The organism is Stenotrophomonas sp. 169 (genome assembly GCF_014621775.1).
Classification (GTDB): domain Bacteria; phylum Pseudomonadota; class Gammaproteobacteria; order Xanthomonadales; family Xanthomonadaceae; genus Stenotrophomonas.
In genome coordinates this window covers 2,409,861-2,428,046 of sequence record NZ_CP061204.1, presented here as the reverse complement: position 1 = coordinate 2,428,046, position 18,186 = coordinate 2,409,861, and the positions used below count along the sequence as shown (strand labels likewise).

The 18,186-nt window shown below is 65.7% G+C and carries 11 protein-coding genes; 7 read left to right on the top strand and 4 right to left on the bottom strand.

Features of this window, described 5'->3' with window-relative positions:
* Positions 1-77: 77 nt before the first annotated feature.
* On the top strand, positions 78-2,462 hold the full coding sequence (locus tag ICJ04_RS10390; RefSeq protein ID WP_223202851.1) for a GH92 family glycosyl hydrolase: 2,385 nt from the start codon (positions 78-80) through the stop codon (positions 2,460-2,462).
* Positions 2,463-2,550: 88 nt separating this feature from the next.
* Here the strand turns inward: ICJ04_RS10390 and ICJ04_RS10385 are convergent, their stop codons facing one another.
* Complete coding sequence (locus ICJ04_RS10385; RefSeq protein ID WP_188324193.1) at positions 2,551-5,616, bottom strand: TonB-dependent receptor; 3,066 nt, start codon at positions 5,614-5,616, stop codon at positions 2,551-2,553.
* A gap of 416 nt (positions 5,617-6,032) precedes the next feature.
* Between ICJ04_RS10385 and ICJ04_RS10380 the strand changes: the two genes are divergently transcribed.
* The 6 genes from ICJ04_RS10380 (at position 6,033) to ICJ04_RS10355 (ending at position 15,920) form a co-directional block, all read left to right on the top strand.
* Positions 6,033-8,489, top strand: coding sequence for a GH92 family glycosyl hydrolase (locus tag ICJ04_RS10380; RefSeq protein ID WP_223202850.1), 2,457 nt, complete (start codon positions 6,033-6,035; stop codon positions 8,487-8,489).
* A 94-nt stretch (positions 8,490-8,583) separates the two neighbouring features.
* On the top strand, positions 8,584-9,639 hold the full coding sequence (locus tag ICJ04_RS10375; protein ID WP_188324192.1) for a LacI family DNA-binding transcriptional regulator: 1,056 nt from the start codon (positions 8,584-8,586) through the stop codon (positions 9,637-9,639).
* Positions 9,640-9,683: 44 nt separating this feature from the next.
* Complete coding sequence (locus ICJ04_RS10370; protein ID WP_188324191.1) at positions 9,684-11,000, top strand: sugar MFS transporter; 1,317 nt, start codon at positions 9,684-9,686, stop codon at positions 10,998-11,000.
* Positions 11,001-11,005: 5 nt separating this feature from the next.
* Complete coding sequence (locus tag ICJ04_RS10365; RefSeq protein ID WP_188324190.1) at positions 11,006-12,001, top strand: carbohydrate kinase; 996 nt, start codon at positions 11,006-11,008, stop codon at positions 11,999-12,001.
* A complete protein-coding gene (locus tag ICJ04_RS10360) occupies positions 12,001-13,191 on the top strand; it encodes an AGE family epimerase/isomerase (protein ID WP_188324189.1) in 1,191 nt (396 codons plus the stop codon). The genes ICJ04_RS10365 and ICJ04_RS10360 overlap by 1 nt, the downstream gene beginning before the upstream one ends.
* 83 nt (positions 13,192-13,274) lie before the next feature.
* Entirely contained in the window at positions 13,275-15,920 is a 2,646-nt protein-coding gene (locus tag ICJ04_RS10355) for a glycoside hydrolase family 2 protein (protein WP_188324188.1), read from the top strand.
* A 223-nt stretch (positions 15,921-16,143) separates the two neighbouring features.
* On the opposite strand, the gene mtnC is transcribed toward ICJ04_RS10355, so the two are convergent.
* The 3 genes from mtnC to ICJ04_RS10340 form a co-directional block, all read right to left on the bottom strand.
* The gene (mtnC, locus tag ICJ04_RS10350) at positions 16,144-16,839 is read right to left on the bottom strand and encodes an acireductone synthase (RefSeq protein ID WP_188324187.1); all 696 of its coding nucleotides are present in this window, start codon (positions 16,837-16,839) and stop codon (positions 16,144-16,146) included.
* 6 nt (positions 16,840-16,845) lie between these two features.
* Entirely contained in the window at positions 16,846-17,400 is a 555-nt protein-coding gene (locus ICJ04_RS10345; protein WP_188324186.1) for an acireductone dioxygenase, read from the bottom strand.
* Between the two features lie 96 nt (positions 17,401-17,496).
* Positions 17,497-18,138 (bottom strand): methylthioribulose 1-phosphate dehydratase, encoded by a 642-nt coding sequence (locus tag ICJ04_RS10340; RefSeq protein WP_188324185.1) that lies wholly within the window; start codon positions 18,136-18,138, stop codon positions 17,497-17,499.
* Positions 18,139-18,186 lie beyond the last annotated feature (48 nt).

The window sequence follows — 18,186 nt, the reverse complement described above, 5'->3', positions numbered from 1 at the left end:
CGCCCATGTGCCGCCATTGGACACTGTCATCACCACGCCTGCTGAGCAGGGGCGTGCGCGCCACCTGCGGGGCGCTCATGCTGCTCGTCGGCGCGGTTTCTGTCGCCTTGGCGGTGGAATCACCCGACGAGGTCAACACGTTCATCGGCACCCAGGACGACGGCAACACGTTTCCCGGCGCGTCCGCGCCCTTTGGCATGATCCAGGTCAGCCCTACGGCAGAGCACTGGGCGGGGTGGAAGTACGACGAAGCACGTATTCGCGGGTTCGGCCACTCGTTTCTGTCCGGCGCCGGTTGCTGGGAGCAGGGCGGCCACGTGTCGGTGCTGCCGGTCACGGGCAGCATTGGTCCCGGCAAGCAGTTCGACACCCGTCGGCCGGAAAGCTTTGACCATCGCCGCTATGCCGCCCGGTCAACCCATGACGGCGAAGTGGGCCGCGCCGGCTACTACCGGACCCGACTTGTCGACTACGGCGGCATCGATGTGGAAGCGACAGCGCTTACGCACGCGGCGGCGGAGCGATACACCTTTGCGGGAAGCGCCGAGACAGCGCACATCCTGGTCAATGTCGGACAGGCGAACGAGCGACACCAGGTCGTTTCCAGCGACATCCATGTGGTGGATGACAACGCAGTGGAGGGCAGTGTCGTCACCCAGAGCTTCTGTGGGGGGACGCGCTACACCACATGGTTCCGGCTGCAGTTCAACCGTCCGTTCACTGCAAAGGGAACCTGGAACGGGGCCGGTGGCGTAGAGGGAAGCGGCGACAGTACGAACACTTACGGCCTGAACGGCGCGTGGCTGACATTCGATCTGGGGCGCGATCGTGCGGTAGAGGTTGTCAGCGCGTTGTCCCTTGTGGATGGCGAAGGCGCACGCAACAATCTGGTGGCGGAGGGCCACGATGAGCGGGGGCTGCGTTCCTTCGAGCAGATGCACGGCCTGGCGCGCGCCCGTTGGAAGCAGGAGCTGGATCTGGTGGCGTTGGACGGGGGCAACGCGAGTGATCGGACGGTCTTCAGAACGGCGCAGTATCACGCCCACCTGCAGCCGTTGACGGCCAGCGACGCTGATGGCCGCTATCGCGGCTACGACAACGCGCTGCATTCCGCGGCCGGATGGACGTATTACGCGTACTTCTCGTTATGGGACACCTACCGGGCACAGAACCAATGGCTGGCCCTCGTGCGCCCGCAGGTGGCACGCGACATCGCGCAGAGCTTGTTGGCCATCGAGCGGGAAGGGGGCTGGTTGCCGCGTTGGGGCTATGCGAACTTCGAAACGAACATCATGACCGGGGACCCCATAACGCCGTTCCTCGTTGACCTCTGGCGCGCTGGCGCCCTGCGGCGCCGAGAGGAGGACGCGTGGCACGCGCTTCGCAGAAATGCCTTCGAGATGCCGCCCGCTGCATCACGTCACGCCGGCCGGTCCGGCAATGTGAGCTACCTGCCGAACGGCTTCGTGCAGTTCGACAAGCGCTGGCCTGCCAAAGGCATGGATGCCGATCCCCATTACGGCGCGTCGGCGACGCTGGAGTATGCGCTGGCCGACTGTGCACTTTCGCAGTTCGCCGATGCACTGGGGCAGACGCAGGACGCCACCGTGCTGCGCGCGCGCAGCCAGAACTGGAAAAGCATCTGGGACGACACCCTGCGCGACGCGGACCTGGGGCATATCGGGTTTCCGCGGCCGCGCATAGCCGACGGCAGCTGGTACGGCGGAAGGGACTACACACCACGCTCGGAAGGCGGGTTCCACGAAGGAACCGCATGGCAGTATCAGTGGCTGGCCCAGCACGACGTGGTGGGACTATCCCAGGCCATGGGCGGGCGCGATTCGGCGGTGAAGCGGCTTGATGACTTCTTCGCCTATCCCGCGCTGCAGGCCGACCCGGCCGGTGCGGCGCGCAGGGAGTGGGTGGTTGGCCCGTACGATTATTACAACCAGTACCGTTACAACCCCAACAACGAGGCCGACCTGCATGCGCCCTGGATGTACACGCTGCTGGCGACACCGTGGAAGACCGCAACCGTCGTCCGCGCTGCGCAGCATCTGTTTACCGAAGGGCCCGCCGGGGTGACCGGCAACGATGATCTGGGCGCGATGTCGGCGTGGTACCTGTTCAGTGCGTTGGGCATTTTTCCTGCCGTGCCGGGCAGTGGGCAGTTTCTTCTGCATGCCCCTCGCTTTCCCGGTGTGACGCTGGATCTTGGCGAGGCGTCTGGCCGTCTGTCCCTGCGGGCGCCGGGTGCCAGCGGCGGGGACGTGCAGTACGTGAGCGGCGTGCGGATCGATGGACGCCAGCATCACCCGGTGTGGGTGGACTGGGCTCAGCTCCGGGCCGCGCGCAGCATCGACTTCGATCTCAGCACGGTACCACCGGTGGATGGCTGGGGTACCCGCGCCGCGGATCTGCCTGTCTCGCGTTGTGCATCGACGTCGGCGTCCACGCCGTGACGGAATAGGCGCCGCGCAGGTTGCGGCGTTGCCGGAACAAAAAAAGACAGCCGCCCAGCACGGCGCGGCTGCCCCGGAAACCATTGGATCAGAACTTGTAGTTGAGCCCGAAGTACAGCTGACGGCCGCTGTAGATGTTGGAGATCAGGCGGGCCTTGGTGTCACCGCCCAGGTGGGTGCGCTGTTCGGACTTTGTGGCGTTGAGCACCGATGCAGTAACGGTCAGCGCTTCGGTCAGGTTGTAGGCCGCGTTGAGGTCCAGCTGATCGTAGGGCTCGGTGAACACCGTCATGCCGTTGTTCAGGCCGCCGACCACTTCACCGCGACGGTTGTACGAAGCGCGCGCCAGGAACTTGTCATTCTCGTAGAACAAGGTCACGTTGGCCTGGTTCTTGGCGCTGCCTACCAGCGGCGATGCGCCGATGTTCTCGCCATCCAGCACGATCGAGGCGAGGTTGGTGTCGTTGTAGGTGTAGTTGGCCTGCACGCCGAAGCCCATGTCGAAGGTGTACTGACCGTAGACTTCCACGCCCTGCGACACACCATCACGGCCGTTGGCTTCGGTGGAATAGTTCTGCACCGTCACCAGTTCACCGCCGACCATCATCTGCTGGTCGGCCACCACCGGTACGGTGAAGTTGTCCACGTCCTTGCGGAACAGCGCGACACCGGCGACCGCGCCGGGCTGGAAGTAGTACTCCAGGCCCAGGTCGTACTGCAGGGCTTCAAACGGCTCCAGCTGCTTGTTGCTGCCCGACCCGTACCAGCCCGGAGTCAAGGTGCCACCGGCCACGCGACGGTCGTTGCTGTATTCCTCGCTGATGTACTCCAGGCCGCCGGGGTAGGCGATGCTGGTGTAGCCCGGGCGGGCGATCACCTTCGACGCGGCACCGCGCAGGACCAGGTTGTCGGTGATGTCCCAGGCAATGTTGAAGCTGGGCAGTACATCGGTGTACGTCTTGTCCAGCGATGAGAGCGCGTACGACTTTTCGCGGACGTCGGAGCGGACGAAGCCCGATTCGCAGACGGTGCCGGCCGGCGCACCGGTCGGCGGGCAGGCCAGCGGATTACCGTCGGCGCCATCGACGAAATAGTCCTCGAAGCGCTCGACCGAGTCACTCGAAGCGGCGTGCTGGCGGGTCTGCGCGATGCGTACGCCGATGTTGCCGCGCAGGCGCTCGGTACGGAAGTTCGCCTGGAAATAGCCCGAGTAGACCTTCTCGCCCACGTCGTAGACGAAGTCGGGTTCGCGGCGGTTCTGCATGCCGCCATAGCGATCGTTGAGGTAGTCGATGTAGGCCGGGTAGTTCACGCCCGGCAGTACATTGGCGTTGAAGCCGCCTGCGATGTTGTCGATCGGGTTGGACAGGAAGAAGCCCGGCTGGGCCACGTCCTTCTGCGGATCGTTGCAGTTCTTGAACTGGTAGCGGGCCTCGTAATCGGCCGGGTCAGCGCCTTGGCACACCCAGTAGGTGTTGCCGGTATTGCGGTGCACCTTGCTGTCGCGGTACTTCAGGCCGAACTGGATCGAATCCATCCAGCCCGACTCGAACATGCGGGTGACGTCGGCCTGGAAGTAGTTCTGCTCAATGCTGGTTTCGCGCCATGACGAATCGGTCGACCCGGTGTCGATCTCGGCGATGCCGGCCATCAGCTGCTGCTGCAGGTCAGGCGAGAAGGTGGCCGTGGGTGTCCCGGTCAGGTCCCACGCGCTGTAGCTGTTGCCGTTCTGCCAGGCACCATCGACCTGCCGGCGCGGCTTGGCCGACATGCGGAAGTTGAGGGACGGGCCACCCTCGGACCACGTACGGCCGCCCTTGAAGGTGGCCTTGGTCAGCGTGCTGATGTCCCAGTCGACGGTCAGGTCGGCGGTCTGCGACAGCGCTTTTTCCTTGCTGTAGGTGCCGGTCAGCTGCGGGGTGGGGATGGTGCAGTCATCCGGGCCCCAGCCACCGGGCGCCATGCCGGCGGCGGCCGCTTCGGCCTCGTTGCAGTAATAGGCCTTGCCCGCCAGCTTTTCATACTGGGCGCCGGTGACGACGCTGCCACTGGAATCGAAGTCCAGGCCATTGAGCAGGCGTCCGCCGGCCCAGTTGCCGTCGCCGTTGAAGCGCGCGATGTTCCACTCGGGGATGGCTGCGCGGTTGAGCTTGTAGTCGCCGGACAGCTCGAAGCGGAAGTAATTGGCGGTCAGGGTGAGGCTGTCCACCGGCTTGAACTGGAACGTGAACTGGCCGCCGGTGCGCTCGCGCTCTTCTTCGCGTACGCCGAAGCCCACTGCGGTGGGCATGAAGAATTCGCTGTAATTCTGCCCGGTCTGGTTGTTGAAGCCGGACTCGCCCCACCAGTACTTCACGCCACCCTGGGTGATCTTGTTGCCATAGGCGTCCACCGCGTCGGTACCGTTGCCGTACCACTGGTAGTCATCGACGTTGACTTCCATGCTGCGGTTGGTGCGCTTCTGCTTGGTGGCCCCGATCAGCACGCCGAAGCGCTCATCGTTGCTATGCCAGGAATACAGCGCCGACATCTGCGGATCGATCCCGTCGCTGGTGTCGGACGACACGCCTTCCAGATTGAGGAAGCCGGAGTTGGCCTCCATGTCCAGCGGGCGGCGGGTATGCAGGATCACCGTGCCGCCGATGCCACCTTCATCGATGCGGGCTTCGGGCGACTTGAACAGCTCCGCGCTCTCCAGCATGTTCGACGGCAGCAGGGTGTAGTTGAACGAACGCGAGGCCTCGTTGTTGGTTTCCGAGGTGGCGACGTAGTTGCCATTGAGCTGGGTCAGGGTGAGATCCGAATCCAGGCCACGCACGCTGACATTCTTGCCTTCGCCGCCGTCGCGCGTGATCACCACGCCCGGCACGCGTTGCAGTGCGTCGGCGACGTTCTTGTCGGGGAACTTGCCCACGTCTTCGGCAGTGATGACTTCCACCACGGCATTGGCGTCGCGCTTCTGCTGCAGGCTCTTTTCGATCGCATAGCGGTAGCCGGTGACGTTGACGCTGTCCAGCGTGGTGGCGCTGGGCGATGCGGCGGGCGTGGACGGCGCAGCATCCTGGGCAGACGCCGGCGCCACGCTGGCCGCCAAGGCGAATGCAATGGCTGCCGACAAGGTGTGGCGACCGTAGTTGTGTGACATGTAATTCATTCTCTCCCTCTCCTGGATCGAACCGTTGGCTGATACGAAATACTTGAATCGATCTTATGTGTCGACGCGAGACCGCAAGCGTGGGGCAGGAGAGACAGGGCACCTGATGGCGTTGCTGTCGGATTCCGAACCCGGCAATCGTGACCGTTTGAAGTTGGATCGATCTAAACGATTGGCGCGCATTTTTTAACACGGCCCGACGCAACTGGCATGCTGCTGCGCAATATGAAAACGTTTGCAGACGCTATTGGCCCGCCCGCACGGGGCGTGATGTTGCGCTGCAGGATGCACGGCGGCGATCGTTCATGTTTACTTCAATCGATCTAAATCGCCCGAACATGGATGCCGCCCGGATCTTCGCGGACGTGTTGCCGGTTCGGATCCGACGCCCCGACGCCCTCAAGGAGCCAGTGAACGTGACCTTCCGACGTTGTTCCCCCCTGCGTGTCTTCACGCCTCTCGCCTCACTGGCGTGCGTGATCGCCCTGTCCGTCGCACCCGCGCTGCAGGCGGCACCGGCTGCGCTCGAGCGCGAAGTGAACACTTTCATCGGCAGCAAGGACGACGGCAACACGTACCCGGGTGCCTCGGCACCGTTCGGCCTGATCCAGGTCAGCCCGATCGGCAGCCACTATGCCGGCTGGCGCTACGACGACGAGAAAATCCGCGGCTTCGGCCATTCGTTCCTGTCCGGCGCAGGATGCTGGGAGCAGGGGGGCCAGGTCTCCGTGTTGCCGGTCACCGGCACCATCGGCGCGGGCGGCGATTTCGACATCACCAATCCCAAGGCCTTCGACCACAAGGCGTATGCCTCCACCTACGACCACGCCGGTGAAGTGGGGCAGGCCGGTTACTACCGGGTGAAGCTGACGAGCTACGGCGGCATCGATGCCGAAGCGACCGCGCGCACGCGTGCCGCCGCCGAGCGCTACACCTTCGCGGCAGGCCAGAAAGAAGGTCACGTGCTGGTCAACGTCGGCCAGGCCAACGAACGCCATTCGGTGATCGGCAGCGTGATTGATGTGGTCGGTGATCGCGTGGTGGAAGGCAAGCTGGTCACCAAGAGCTTCTGCGGTGGCCATCAGTACACGACGTGGTTCCGCATCGAGTTCGATCGTCCGTTCAAGGCCCACGGGGTGTGGGGCGAAGAGCGCGGCCTGGCCGGCGCACGCCACAGCATGGAAGGCGAGGCCAAGCCGAACGGTGCGTGGTTGAGCTTCGACATGGCGAAGGGCCGTGCAGTGACAGCGGTCAGCGCGATCTCGCACGTGGACGCGGAAGGTGCGCGCACCAACCTGCGCAGCGACGGCATGCAGGGCGGCAAGCTGCTCAGCTTCGACCGCATGCGCGGCCTCGCGCAGGAGGCGTGGCGCGAGGAACTGTCGACGGTGAAACTGGACGGCGGCAGCAAGGATGACCGCACCGTGTTGTACACCGCGCTGTACCACGCGCTGCTGCAGCCGCTGACCGGCAGTGATGCTGATGGTCGTTACCGGGGCTACGACGATGTGATCCATCGCGCCGACGGCTGGACGTATTACGAGTATTTCTCGCTGTGGGATACCTACCGCGCGCAGAACCAGTGGCTGGCGCTGACCCGGCCGAAGGTGGCGCGCGATATCGGCCGCACGTTGCTGGCCATCGACGAGCAAGGGGGCTGGCTGCCGCGCTGGGGCTATGCCAACTTCGAAACCAACATCATGACCGGTGACCCGGTAACGCCGTTCATGGCCGACCTGTGGCGTTTCGGTGCGTTTGAAGGCCGTGAGCAGGAAGCGTGGTCGGCGCTGCGTCGCAACGCCTTCGACGTGCCGCCGTTGAACTCCCGTGCGGCCGGCCGCTCGGGAAACCCGTCCTACCTCGACAAGGGGTATGTGGTGTATGACCGCGCATTCCCGTCCAAGGGCATGGACGTGGATCCGCACCATGGTGGCTCGGCGACCCTGGAATATGCATTGGCCGACTGCGCGCTCGCGCAGATGGCCGATGGCCTGGGGCATGCCGCCGACGCGGCCATCCTGCGTCAGCGTGGGCGTAACTGGCGCAATGTGTGGGACGTGTCGGTGCGCGACGAAGAGACCGGGTTTACCGGCTTCCCGCGGCCGCGCACCGAGGGCGAACAGTGGTACACCCCGTCCGATGGTCACTACAGCCCGCGTTCGCACCATGGCTTCCATGAGGGCACCGCGTGGCAGTACCAGTGGCTGGCGCAGCAGGACGTCCCCGGACTGGTGGACGCGATGCACGGCCGCGAGCAGGCCGGCAAGCGACTGGATGCGTTCTTCGCGATGGATGCCCTGCTGGCCGATCCGCTGCAGGCCGCGCGCAAGGAATGGGTGGTGGGCCCATACAGCTATTACAACCAGTACCGCTACAACCCCAACAACGAACCGGACCTGCACGCACCGTGGATGTATACGCTGATCGGGCAGCCCTGGAAGACGGCCACGGTGGTGCGTGCCGCGCAGCAGTTGTTCACCAACGCACCCAATGGCGTGACCGGCAACGACGACCTGGGCACCATGTCGGCGTGGTACCTGTTCAGTGCGCTCGGCCTGTATCCGGCCGTGCCGGGCAGCGGTGAGTTCCTGCTGCACGCGCCGCGCTTCGCCAAGGTGGATGTCGCCCTCGGCAATGGCCGTCAGCTGACCCTGCGGGCCCCTGGCGCGGACGGTCGTGCGCTGCAGTACGTGCAGGGCGTGGACGTGGATGGCAAGGCGCATTCGGCCGTGTGGCTGGACTGGGAAACCCTGCGCAGTGGCGCAGACATCACCTGGACACTGGGTGCGCAGGCACCGCAGCAGGGCTGGGGAACCGCGACCAAGGACCTGCCGGTGTCTTACTGCGCCGCGCCGGGCAGCGTGCTGGAATGAAGCGTTGCGATGCCTTCGCTGCATGCACCCGTGGCATGGCAGGCTGCGCCCGCTATGATTCAGGTACCTATCCGATCCCAGGGTCCATTCCAGGATGAATGACGCCAGCAGCACAAAGCCCCCGCGCAAAGGCGGGGAGCGTGCCGTCACCGTGACCGACATCGCCCAGGCGATCGGCGTGTCACGGGCGACCGTATCGCTGGTGCTGCGGGGCAGCCCCTTGGTGAACGTGGATACGCGCGCCAAGGTGGAAGCCGAGCTGCGGCGACAGCGGTATGTCTACAACCGTGCGGCGGCGAACCTGCGCCGTCGCACCTCGTCCAGCGTGGCGCTGGTGATCAACGACCTGTCCAACCCGTTCTTCGCGGAATTCGCCGCGGGCGTGGACGAGGCGCTGGGCGAGCAGGGGTACGTGACGCTGCTGGGCAGTACGGGTGAATCGCCGCAGCGCCAGCAGGCCGTGCTGGGCACGCTGATGGAGCACACGCCGGCGGGCCTGATCCTGTCGCCGGCCGAGGGCAGCGACACGGCACAGGTACGCCAGGCGTTGGGCCCCACGGCCAATGTGCTGCTGTTCAATCGTGCGCTGGTCGGGGCGGACTGGGATTTCCTGGCGCTGGACAACCAGCAGGGCGCGTACCTGGCGACCCGCCACCTGATCGAGCGCGGACACCGTGACATCGCCTTCTTCGGCGGTCACGCCGATTCCAGTTCCTGCGAGCAGCGCCGCGCCGGTTATCAGCAGGCGCTGGCTGAAGCGAACCTTGCGGTGACGCCGCAATGGCTGATCGAATCAGCGCCCAACCGCCTTGAAGCGGCGCGGCGGGTGGATGAGCTGTTTGTCGATGGCCTGCGTCCGAGCGCAGCCGTCTGCTACAACGACACCGTGGCGCTGGGCCTGATGCTGGGCCTGACCTCACGCGGCATCCGTCCGGGCGGCGACTTCGCCGTGACCGGGTTCGATGACATTCCCGAAGCATCGGTGGCGGTGCCGCCGCTGACCACGCTGACCGTCGACCCGCGCGCGCGCGGTCGGCAAGCCGCCGAGCTGCTGCTGCAGCGCGTACAGTCTCCCGATGCGCCGCCCGTGCGCACCGTTGCCCCCGTGCAGCTGCGCATCCGCGAAAGCAGCGCGGCCCGTCCGAACTGACTCCCTTCCACATTCAACCTACGCGCACCGAGGCGCGAACCCGCATGCCGATTTCATCAACGCCCCGTTTCAACACCACGCCCGGGCAAGGCGCACCGCCGGTCAACACCCGCATGGCGCTGGGCGTAGCCACCACGATCTTCTTCATGTGGGGCTTCCTGACCTGCCTCAACGACATCCTGATCCCGCATCTCAAGGCGGTATTCGAGCTCAACTATGCGCGCGCGATGCTCGTGCAGTTCACCTTCTTCGGTGCCTACTTCCTGATGTCGCTGCCTGCGGGCCGGCTGGTGGCCCACCTGGGCTACAAGAAAGGCATCGTGGCCGGCCTGCTGATCGCCGGCGTGGGCGCGCTGGGCTTCTGGCCTGCGGCCGAGCTGCGTGAGTACAGTGCGTTCCTGGGCGCGCTGTTCGTGCTTGCTACCGGCATCACCGTGCTGCAGGTGGCCGCCAACCCGTACGTCGCGCTGCTGGGGCCGGTGGAAACCAGTTCCAGCCGCTTGACCCTTGCGCAGGCGCTGAACTCGCTGGGCACGGCCATCGCACCGATCTTCGGCGGGTTGTTGATCCTCGGCAACACGGTGAAGAGTGCCGATGAAATCAATGCACTGTCGGTGGCCGAACAAGCGGCTTACCGCGCCGCCGAAGCGCAGTCGGTGCAGGGCCCGTACATCGGCCTGGCGATCGCGCTGGTGCTGCTGGCGTTGTTCGTCTATCTGTTCCGCCTGCCCACGCTGAGCGAGGCTGCGGAGAAGGTGGACGATGGCCCGCAGCAGAGCTACGGCGCCGCGTTGCGTCACCGCCACCTGCTGTTCGCGGTGCTGGGTATCTTCTTCTACGTCGGCGCCGAAGTGTCCATCGGCAGCTTCCTGGTCAACTACCTGTCGATGCCGACCATCGGCGGCTTCACCGAGCAGCAGGCCACCCATTACGTGTCTGCGTACTGGACCATGGCGATGATCGGCCGTTTCGCTGGCTCGGCGCTGCTGACCCGTTACTCGCCACGCCACATGCTGGCCCTGTTCGCCGCCATCAACGTGGTGCTGCTGGGCACCACCATGGCCAGTTCGGGCCAGGTCGCGCTGTACTCGGTGGTGGCCATCGGCCTGTTCAACTCGATCATGTTCCCGACCATCTTCGCGCTCGGCATCGAGCGTCTGGGACCGCTGACCAACAAGGCGTCGAGCCTGCTGATCATGGCCATCGTCGGTGGCGCGCTGGTGCCGTACCTGCAGGGCGTGCTGGCTGACCATATCGGTCTGCAGCCGAGCTTCATCCTGCCGCTGCTGTGCTACGGCTACGTGATCTTCTTCGGCCTGTCAGGCGCCCGCCTGCCGGCCATCGCACCGCGCGGAGGCTGAGTCAGATGGGCAACATTGTCTGCTTCGGCGAGATTTTGATCGATCTATTAGCGCAGCCTCCGGCATCGCCCGAGCAGCCGCGGGCCTTCCTGCAGTACGCCGGCGGCGCGCCGGCCAACGTCGCCGTGGCCGCTGCCCGGCTTGGCGTGGGCACCCAGTTCGTCGGCATGCTGGGGCGTGACATGTTCGGCGATTTCCTGGCCGACAGCCTGCAGCAGCATGGCGTGGGAACCGACTTCATTGCGCGCACCGACGCGGCGAAGACCGCGCTGGCCTTCGTGGCGCTGGATGCACACGGTGAGCGCAGTTTCAGCTTCTACCGCCCGCCGGCTGCGGATCTGTTGTTCCGCGCCGCCGATTTCCAGGCAGGGTGCTTCGACCAGGCGAGCTGCTTCCATGTCTGTTCCAACAGCCTGACCGAGGCGGAGATCGCACGGACCACGTTCGAGGGCATGCAGCGTGCGCGCGCTTCGGGTGCGCTGGTCAGCCTGGACCTCAACCTGCGCCCGGCGCTGTGGCCGACCGACGCTGACCCGCTGCCGACGCTGTGGCAGGCGCTGGAACTGGCCGACGTGGTCAAGCTCTCGCGCGAGGAACTGGACTACCTCGCGGCCCCGCTGGGGGCCCAGGGTGCCGAGCAGGTGCTGCAGCGATTGCTGGGCGCGCACGCACGTTGGGTGGTGGTCACTGACGGAGCGGCGCCGCTGCAGTGGCATGCCCGTGACAGCAGCGGCCAGGTGGAAAGCTTCAGCGTGCCGACGGTGGACAGTACCGCCGCCGGTGATGCGTTCGTCGGTGGCCTGCTGACCGCCCTGGTAGAGCGTGGCGTGGATGCCGCCGGACTGCCTGCGTTCTGCGCTGATCCCACGGCGATGCGCGCGGTGCTGCGCTTCGGCGCTGCCGTCGGGGCATTGGCGGTGACCCGCAAGGGTGCGTTCGCGGCCATGCCGTCGCGCGCCGAAGTCGATGCCTTGTTGCAGCAACCCGAGGAGACCCACTGATGACGCAGACCCCGGACTTCCGTTCGCCCGCCTTCCTGCGCGGCCACATCGCCCACACGATGGCGTTCTACCATCCGCGCTGCATCGATCCGCAGGGCGGCTTCTTCCACTACTTCCGTGACGATGGCAGCGTCTACGACGCAGGGCATCGGCACCTGGTCAGCAGCACCCGCTTTGTCTTCGACTATGCGATGGCCTACCGCGAGTTCGGCGATGCCGCCTACCTGGAAGGCGTCACCCACGGCGTGCGTTACCTGCGCGATGTGCATCGCAATCCCGCGACAGGCGGCTATGCCTGGACGCTGCGCGATGGTGTGGTGGAAGACGATACCAACCATTGCTACGGCGTGGCGTTCGTGCTGCTGGCCTACAGCTGCGCACTGAAGGCCGGCATCGAAGAAGCGCGCGGCTGGATGGATGAAACCTGGCAGTTGCTGGAGACGCGATTCTACGAAGCGCCGTACGGGCTGTACCGCGATGAAGCCGACGCGCAGTGGAATTTCAGTGGCTACCGCGGCCAGAACGCCAACATGCACATGTGCGAAGCGATGCTGGCGGCGTACGAGAGCAGTGGCGAACAGCGCTACCTGGATCGTGCATTGCAGTTGGCCGACATCATGACGCGCCGCCAGGCGGCCAAGGCCGACGGCCTGGTATGGGAACACTACGACAGCGAGTGGAATGTCGACTGGAAGTACAACCTGGATGATCCCAAGCACCTGTTCCGCCCGTGGGGCTTCCAGCCGGGCCATCAGACCGAGTGGGCCAAGCTGCTGCTGATCCTGGACCGTCATGTGCAAGCGGACTGGCTGGTGCCGTTGGCACGCCATCTGTTCGACGTGGCGGTGGAGCGCAGCTGGGACCGCGAGCGCGGTGGCCTGTATTACGGCTTCGCTCCCGATGGCAGCGTCTGCGACGACGACAAGTATTTCTGGGTGCAGGCCGAGACGCTGGCCACCGCCGCGGTGCTGGCGCAACGCACCGGTGACGCGCAGTACTGGACGTGGTACGACCGGCTTTGGGCCTATTCGTGGGAACATTTCGTCGATCACCAGTACGGCGCATGGTTCCGCATCCTCGACGCGGACAACCGCAAGTACAGTGACGAAAAGAGCCCGGCCGGCAAGGTGGATTACCACACCATGGGGGCCTGCTACGAAGTGCTGAACGTGGTCCGGCCCAAGGCCTGAAACCGGAGCTGTCGGTAACGCCGGGCCATGCCCGGCGGATGTCCACCCGGCGGCGCAAGCCCGCCCACCTTCCAGGTATCGACATGCAGAACAGAATCACCTCGTGGTGCTTGGCCATTGCCGTGATGCTGCTGCTCATGCCAGCGCAGGCGCCCGCTGCGGTCCTGGACGCACGGTGGGAGTTCCGCCTGCTGCCCGGCAACGCGCAGGCGTCGGCGCATCCCCGCGCCAGCGCCTGGCGAACGGCGCAGGTGCCCGGCAGCGTACACACCGACCTGCTGGCCCATGCACTGATCCCGGATCCCTATGTCGGCGCACCCGAAGCATCGCTGCAGTGGATCGGCCTGGCCGACTGGGAATACCGCGCCACCTTTGATGTCGCGGCCGCAACCCTGGCGCGCCCCCATGCCGAGCTGGTATTCGAGGGGCTTGATACCTTTGCCGAGGTCGAACTCAACGGCCAGCCGTTGCTGCGTGCCGACAACGCGCATCGCACCTGGATCGCACGGGTGGAGGGGCGGCTGCAGCCACGTGGCAACACGCTGCGCATCGTGTTCCGCTCGCCGATCACCACGCTGCTGCCGAGCGTGCAGGCGATGCCGCACAAGATCGCCGGCAATTATCCGTCGCCCTATGGCGACGAGCCGCGCGATGCGATGGTGGGCAACTTCGTGCGCAAGCCGGCGTATCACTTCGGCTGGGACTGGGGCCCGCGTTACGTCACGGCGGGTGTGTGGCGTCCGGTCCGGCTGGAGACCTGGGGCGCGCACCGTATCGACGACCTCGCCGTGCGCACGGACCGGCTGGATGCGGATGCGGCACTGTTGACCGCGCAGGTTACGGTGCGGCACGAAGGCGCGGCGGCCTCGGCGCTGCTCGACGTGGACGTGCGTGACCCGGAGGGCCGCATCGTGGCGCGTGCACAGCACAACGCGTTGTTGCAGCCGGGCGAGCAGCAGATCGACGTGCCCCTGCAGATCGACCAGCCCCGCCGCTGGTGGCCGGCCGGCCAGGGCGCGCAGGACCGCTATACCGTGCATGCGTCACTCGGTCGCGATGAGGATCCCGCGTTGCGCGCAGAACGCCGCATCGGGCTGCGCAGCATTGAACTGCGGCGGCAGGACGATGCCGACGGTGGGCAAGGCTTTGCCTTCGTGATCAACGGACGCGAGATATTCGCCAAGGGGGCCAACGTCATTCCGTTCGACGCGTTCCCTGCGCGGGTGGACACGTCGCGTCTGCGCACGATCCTGACCGCAGCGCGCGACGCCAACATGAACATGCTGCGCAACTGGGGCGGTGGCTATTACGAGGACGACGCCTTCTTCGACATCGCCGATGAGCTCGGCCTGCTGGTCTGGCAGGACTTCATGTTCGGTGGCGGCATGCAGCCGGGCTACGATCCGGCGTTCCGTCAGAGCGTGGTAGCGGAAGCGCGCGACAACGTCCGCCGCCTGCGTCACCACCCCAGCATCGTGTTGTGGTGTGGCAACAACGAAGAAGAGACGGCCTGGAAGGATTGGGGGCATGGCCGCGATCTGGCGAAGGCCGATCCTGTGTTCGCCGCCAAGGTGTGGCAGGGCTATGTCGATCTGTTCGGCAACGACCTGCGCCGGGTCGTGGCTGAGGAAGCGCTGGGGGTGCCGTACTGGTCCAGCTCGCCGAGCAACGATCTGGACACGAAGGCCAACGACTCCACGCGGGGCGACAAGCACTACTGGCAGGTATGGGGTAATCCGGCGCTGCCGGTGACGGCGTACCTGCGCGAGACACCCCGGTTCATGTCCGAATACGGCCTGCAGTCATGGCCGTCGCAGGCGATGGTCGACCGCATTGCGCCGCGCGCGGAACAGCGTATCGACAGCCCGGTGATCCAGGCGCATCAGAAGTTCATGGCCGGGCAGGGCAACGAACGGCTGTTGCACTACATCCGCCTGAGCTACGGTGAACCGCGGGATTTCGCCGCGTTCCTGTATCTCGGCCAAGTGATGCAGGCGGAGGGCATCCAATTGGCCGCGCTGCACCATCGCGCATCGCGCCCCTACACGATGGGCTCGCTTTACTGGCAGCTCAACGATGTGTGGCCGGGCGCTTCGTGGTCCGGCCTGGACCATGACGGCCACTGGAAGGCGCTGCATTTCCAGGCGCGGCGCTTCTTCGCCGACCTTGCGGTGGCGGCGTTGCGCGATGACGGCGTGACCCGGATCAGCCTGTTGAACGATACGCCCACACCGCAGCGGGTCGACTGGCGGCTGCGGGTAATGGCCTTGGACGGTCGTGAGATAAGCCGTAGGCAACAGGCCGTCGTGCTCGCGCCCGGTTCTGCGACCGAGGTCGGGCGGCTGGGGGATGCCCGACTGCTGGGGGTGGAGGACCCTGCGCGCACGATTGCCGTGGTCGAGCTGCTGCAGGACGAGCGGGTAGTGTCGCGGCAGGTGGTCAGCTTCGTCGAAGCGCGCGATCAGGCGCTGCAGGCCGACCAGGTGAAGGCGAGCCTGCAGGGCGAGGGCGATCAGCTTGAGGTGGTGCTGCAGGCGCGGGGTCTGGTGCGTGCGGCGTGGATCGACTTCGGACTGCACGAGGTGGTGCTGGAAGACAACCTGCTGGACCTGCTGCCGGGGGAGCGCCGTGTGCTGCGCGCACGATCTGACCGTGACGCCGCGACGCTGCGCGCGGCGCTGCGCGTGCAGACGCTCGGCGATATTCTCAGGGTACACGCAGTGCGGTAGCGCCGAGCCGTGCTCGGCGGATCTTCGTGGGAAGGCCCCCGCCGAGCATGGCTCGGCGCTACCGGGATATCGCGGGTGGCGCCGTTGCCGCGATATCGGGAATGCCGCCGTTGCCGGGATAACGGGAATGCCGCCGTTGCCGCGATATCGGGAATGCCGCCGTCACCGGTTTATCGGGTGTGGTAGCGCCGAGCCGTGCTCGGCGAGCGCAGCGGCGAGACCGTCAGAACGCGATTTGCTGGAAATTCTCCACGCGCTCGTGGCCGTGCGTCGCTTCACCGCTGCGTGGCAGCGGGTAGTCGTCCAACCGATCCAACAGCCGCGTCTGCAATCCAGCGTCGCGCGCGGCATCGAGCTCTTCCACCACATCGGACAGGAACAGGATCTCGCCGGCCGGTACGCCGATCGCATCGACAATGCGGCGGTAGCTTTCCGCCTCGCGCTTGCCACCGATTTCCGTGTCGAACCAGCCCGATACCAGGGCGGTCAGGTCACCGGCGTCGCTGAAACCGAAGAACTGCTTCTGCGCCGGCACCGATCCGGACGAATACACATACAGCGGCAATCCCGCGGCATGCCAGCCCTTCAGTACGGCGGCCACTTCCGGATAGAAGTGCGCCTTGTAATCGCCATTGCGGTAGCCGGTTTCCCAGATCTTGCCCTGCAGCGCTTTCAGCGCGGTGTGCTTGCGGTCCTGGTCGATCCAGCCCTGCAGCGTTTCCGCCACCAGGCTGTCCTGGCAGGCACCGCCGATTTCGGTCGCTACGGCGTCCAGCCACCGCCGCACGTCCGGTTCGTTGCCGTGGGTCGCGATGAAACCGGGCAGCGCCTTGCGCGCATACGGGAACAGCACGTTCTTGACGAAGGAGATGCTGCTGGTGGTGCCTTCGATATCGGTGAGGATGACGCGGGGCTGCATGGCGATTCAGTCCTGGGTAGGCACGTAGCGGGGGAACTTCTGCGCGATGTCGGTGCCGGTGAAATGCCCGACCCAGCCATCGGCTTCGGTGAAGAAGCGGATCGCCACGAAGCTCGGCTCATCGCCCATGTCGAACCAGTGATTGACACTGTCCGGCACGGCGATCAGGTCGTTCTTGACGCACTCGATCTCGTAGACCTTCTCGTCCACGTGCAGGGTGAACAGCCCGGAGCCGGCGACGAAGAAACGCACTTCGTCCTCCTTGTGGAAGTGTTCGTCGAGGAATTTCTTCCGCAGCTCGGCGCGGTTCGGATTGTCCGGCGCGATCGAGGCCACGTCCACGCTCTTGAAGCCGCGCTCGGCGACCAGCCGATCGATGTCGCTGCGGTAGGCGGCAAACACCTCGTCCTGGCTGGCGCCGGGGGCGACGGGCTGGCTGGCGGTCCAGCGCTCGAAGGTCACGCCGATCTTCTGCAGTTCGGCGGCAATCTGCGCACCGTCCTGGGTATCCAGCAGCGGCGTGTCGGGGGCAGTGTCGTTGTAGATGCGCAGTCGGCTCATGGCGGCAGCTCGAACAAGGTGGGGGAAGACAGGGTAGCAGCGCGGCGGGCGGGGGTCAGATTCCAATCCGGCATCTGACCCGGCACCCACGGCGTGTCAGTTGCGCAGGCGGCGCAGTTCCAGCTCGCAGTGGAACAGGAACTCGAAGGCTTCCAGATGGCGCCGCGCTTCGGCCATGTCGCGGCCCCATGCGTACAGGCCGTGGCCATCGATCAGGTAGCCCCACAGGCACTGCGTGTCCAGCAGGGCATCGACCTGTGCCGACAGCACGTCCATGTCCTGGGTATTGGCGAACACCGGCACGTCGATGGCCATTTCATGCGTGCTGTTGCCGGCGAAGGCCTTCAGCAGCTCATAGCCTTCCAGGCGGATGTGGCCCTGCGGTGCATACAGGCGCGAGGCGATCGTCTGCACCGGCGAATGCGTATGCAGCACGCAGCCCACTTCCGGAAAGCGGCGATACAGCTGGGTATGCAGCAGGGTTTCCGCGGACGGGCGCAGCGGGCGGCCGACGGCCTTGCCGTCGAAGTCGACGACCATGATGTCGTCTTCGATCAGCCGGCCCTTGTCGCGGCCGGAGACCGTGATCGCGGCATGGTGGTCGTCCAGCCGATGGGAGAAGTTGCTGCTGGTCGCCGGCGTCCAGCCGGCCTGGGCCAGCTCGCGGATGTTGTCGATCAGCAGCTGCGCCAGTTCACTCAGGCGCTGGGTGTCGTAGGGGAAAGTGGGCGCGTTCATGGCCCACATTCTATCCGGTCCCGCCGACCACGTTGGGGGCTGTGCCTG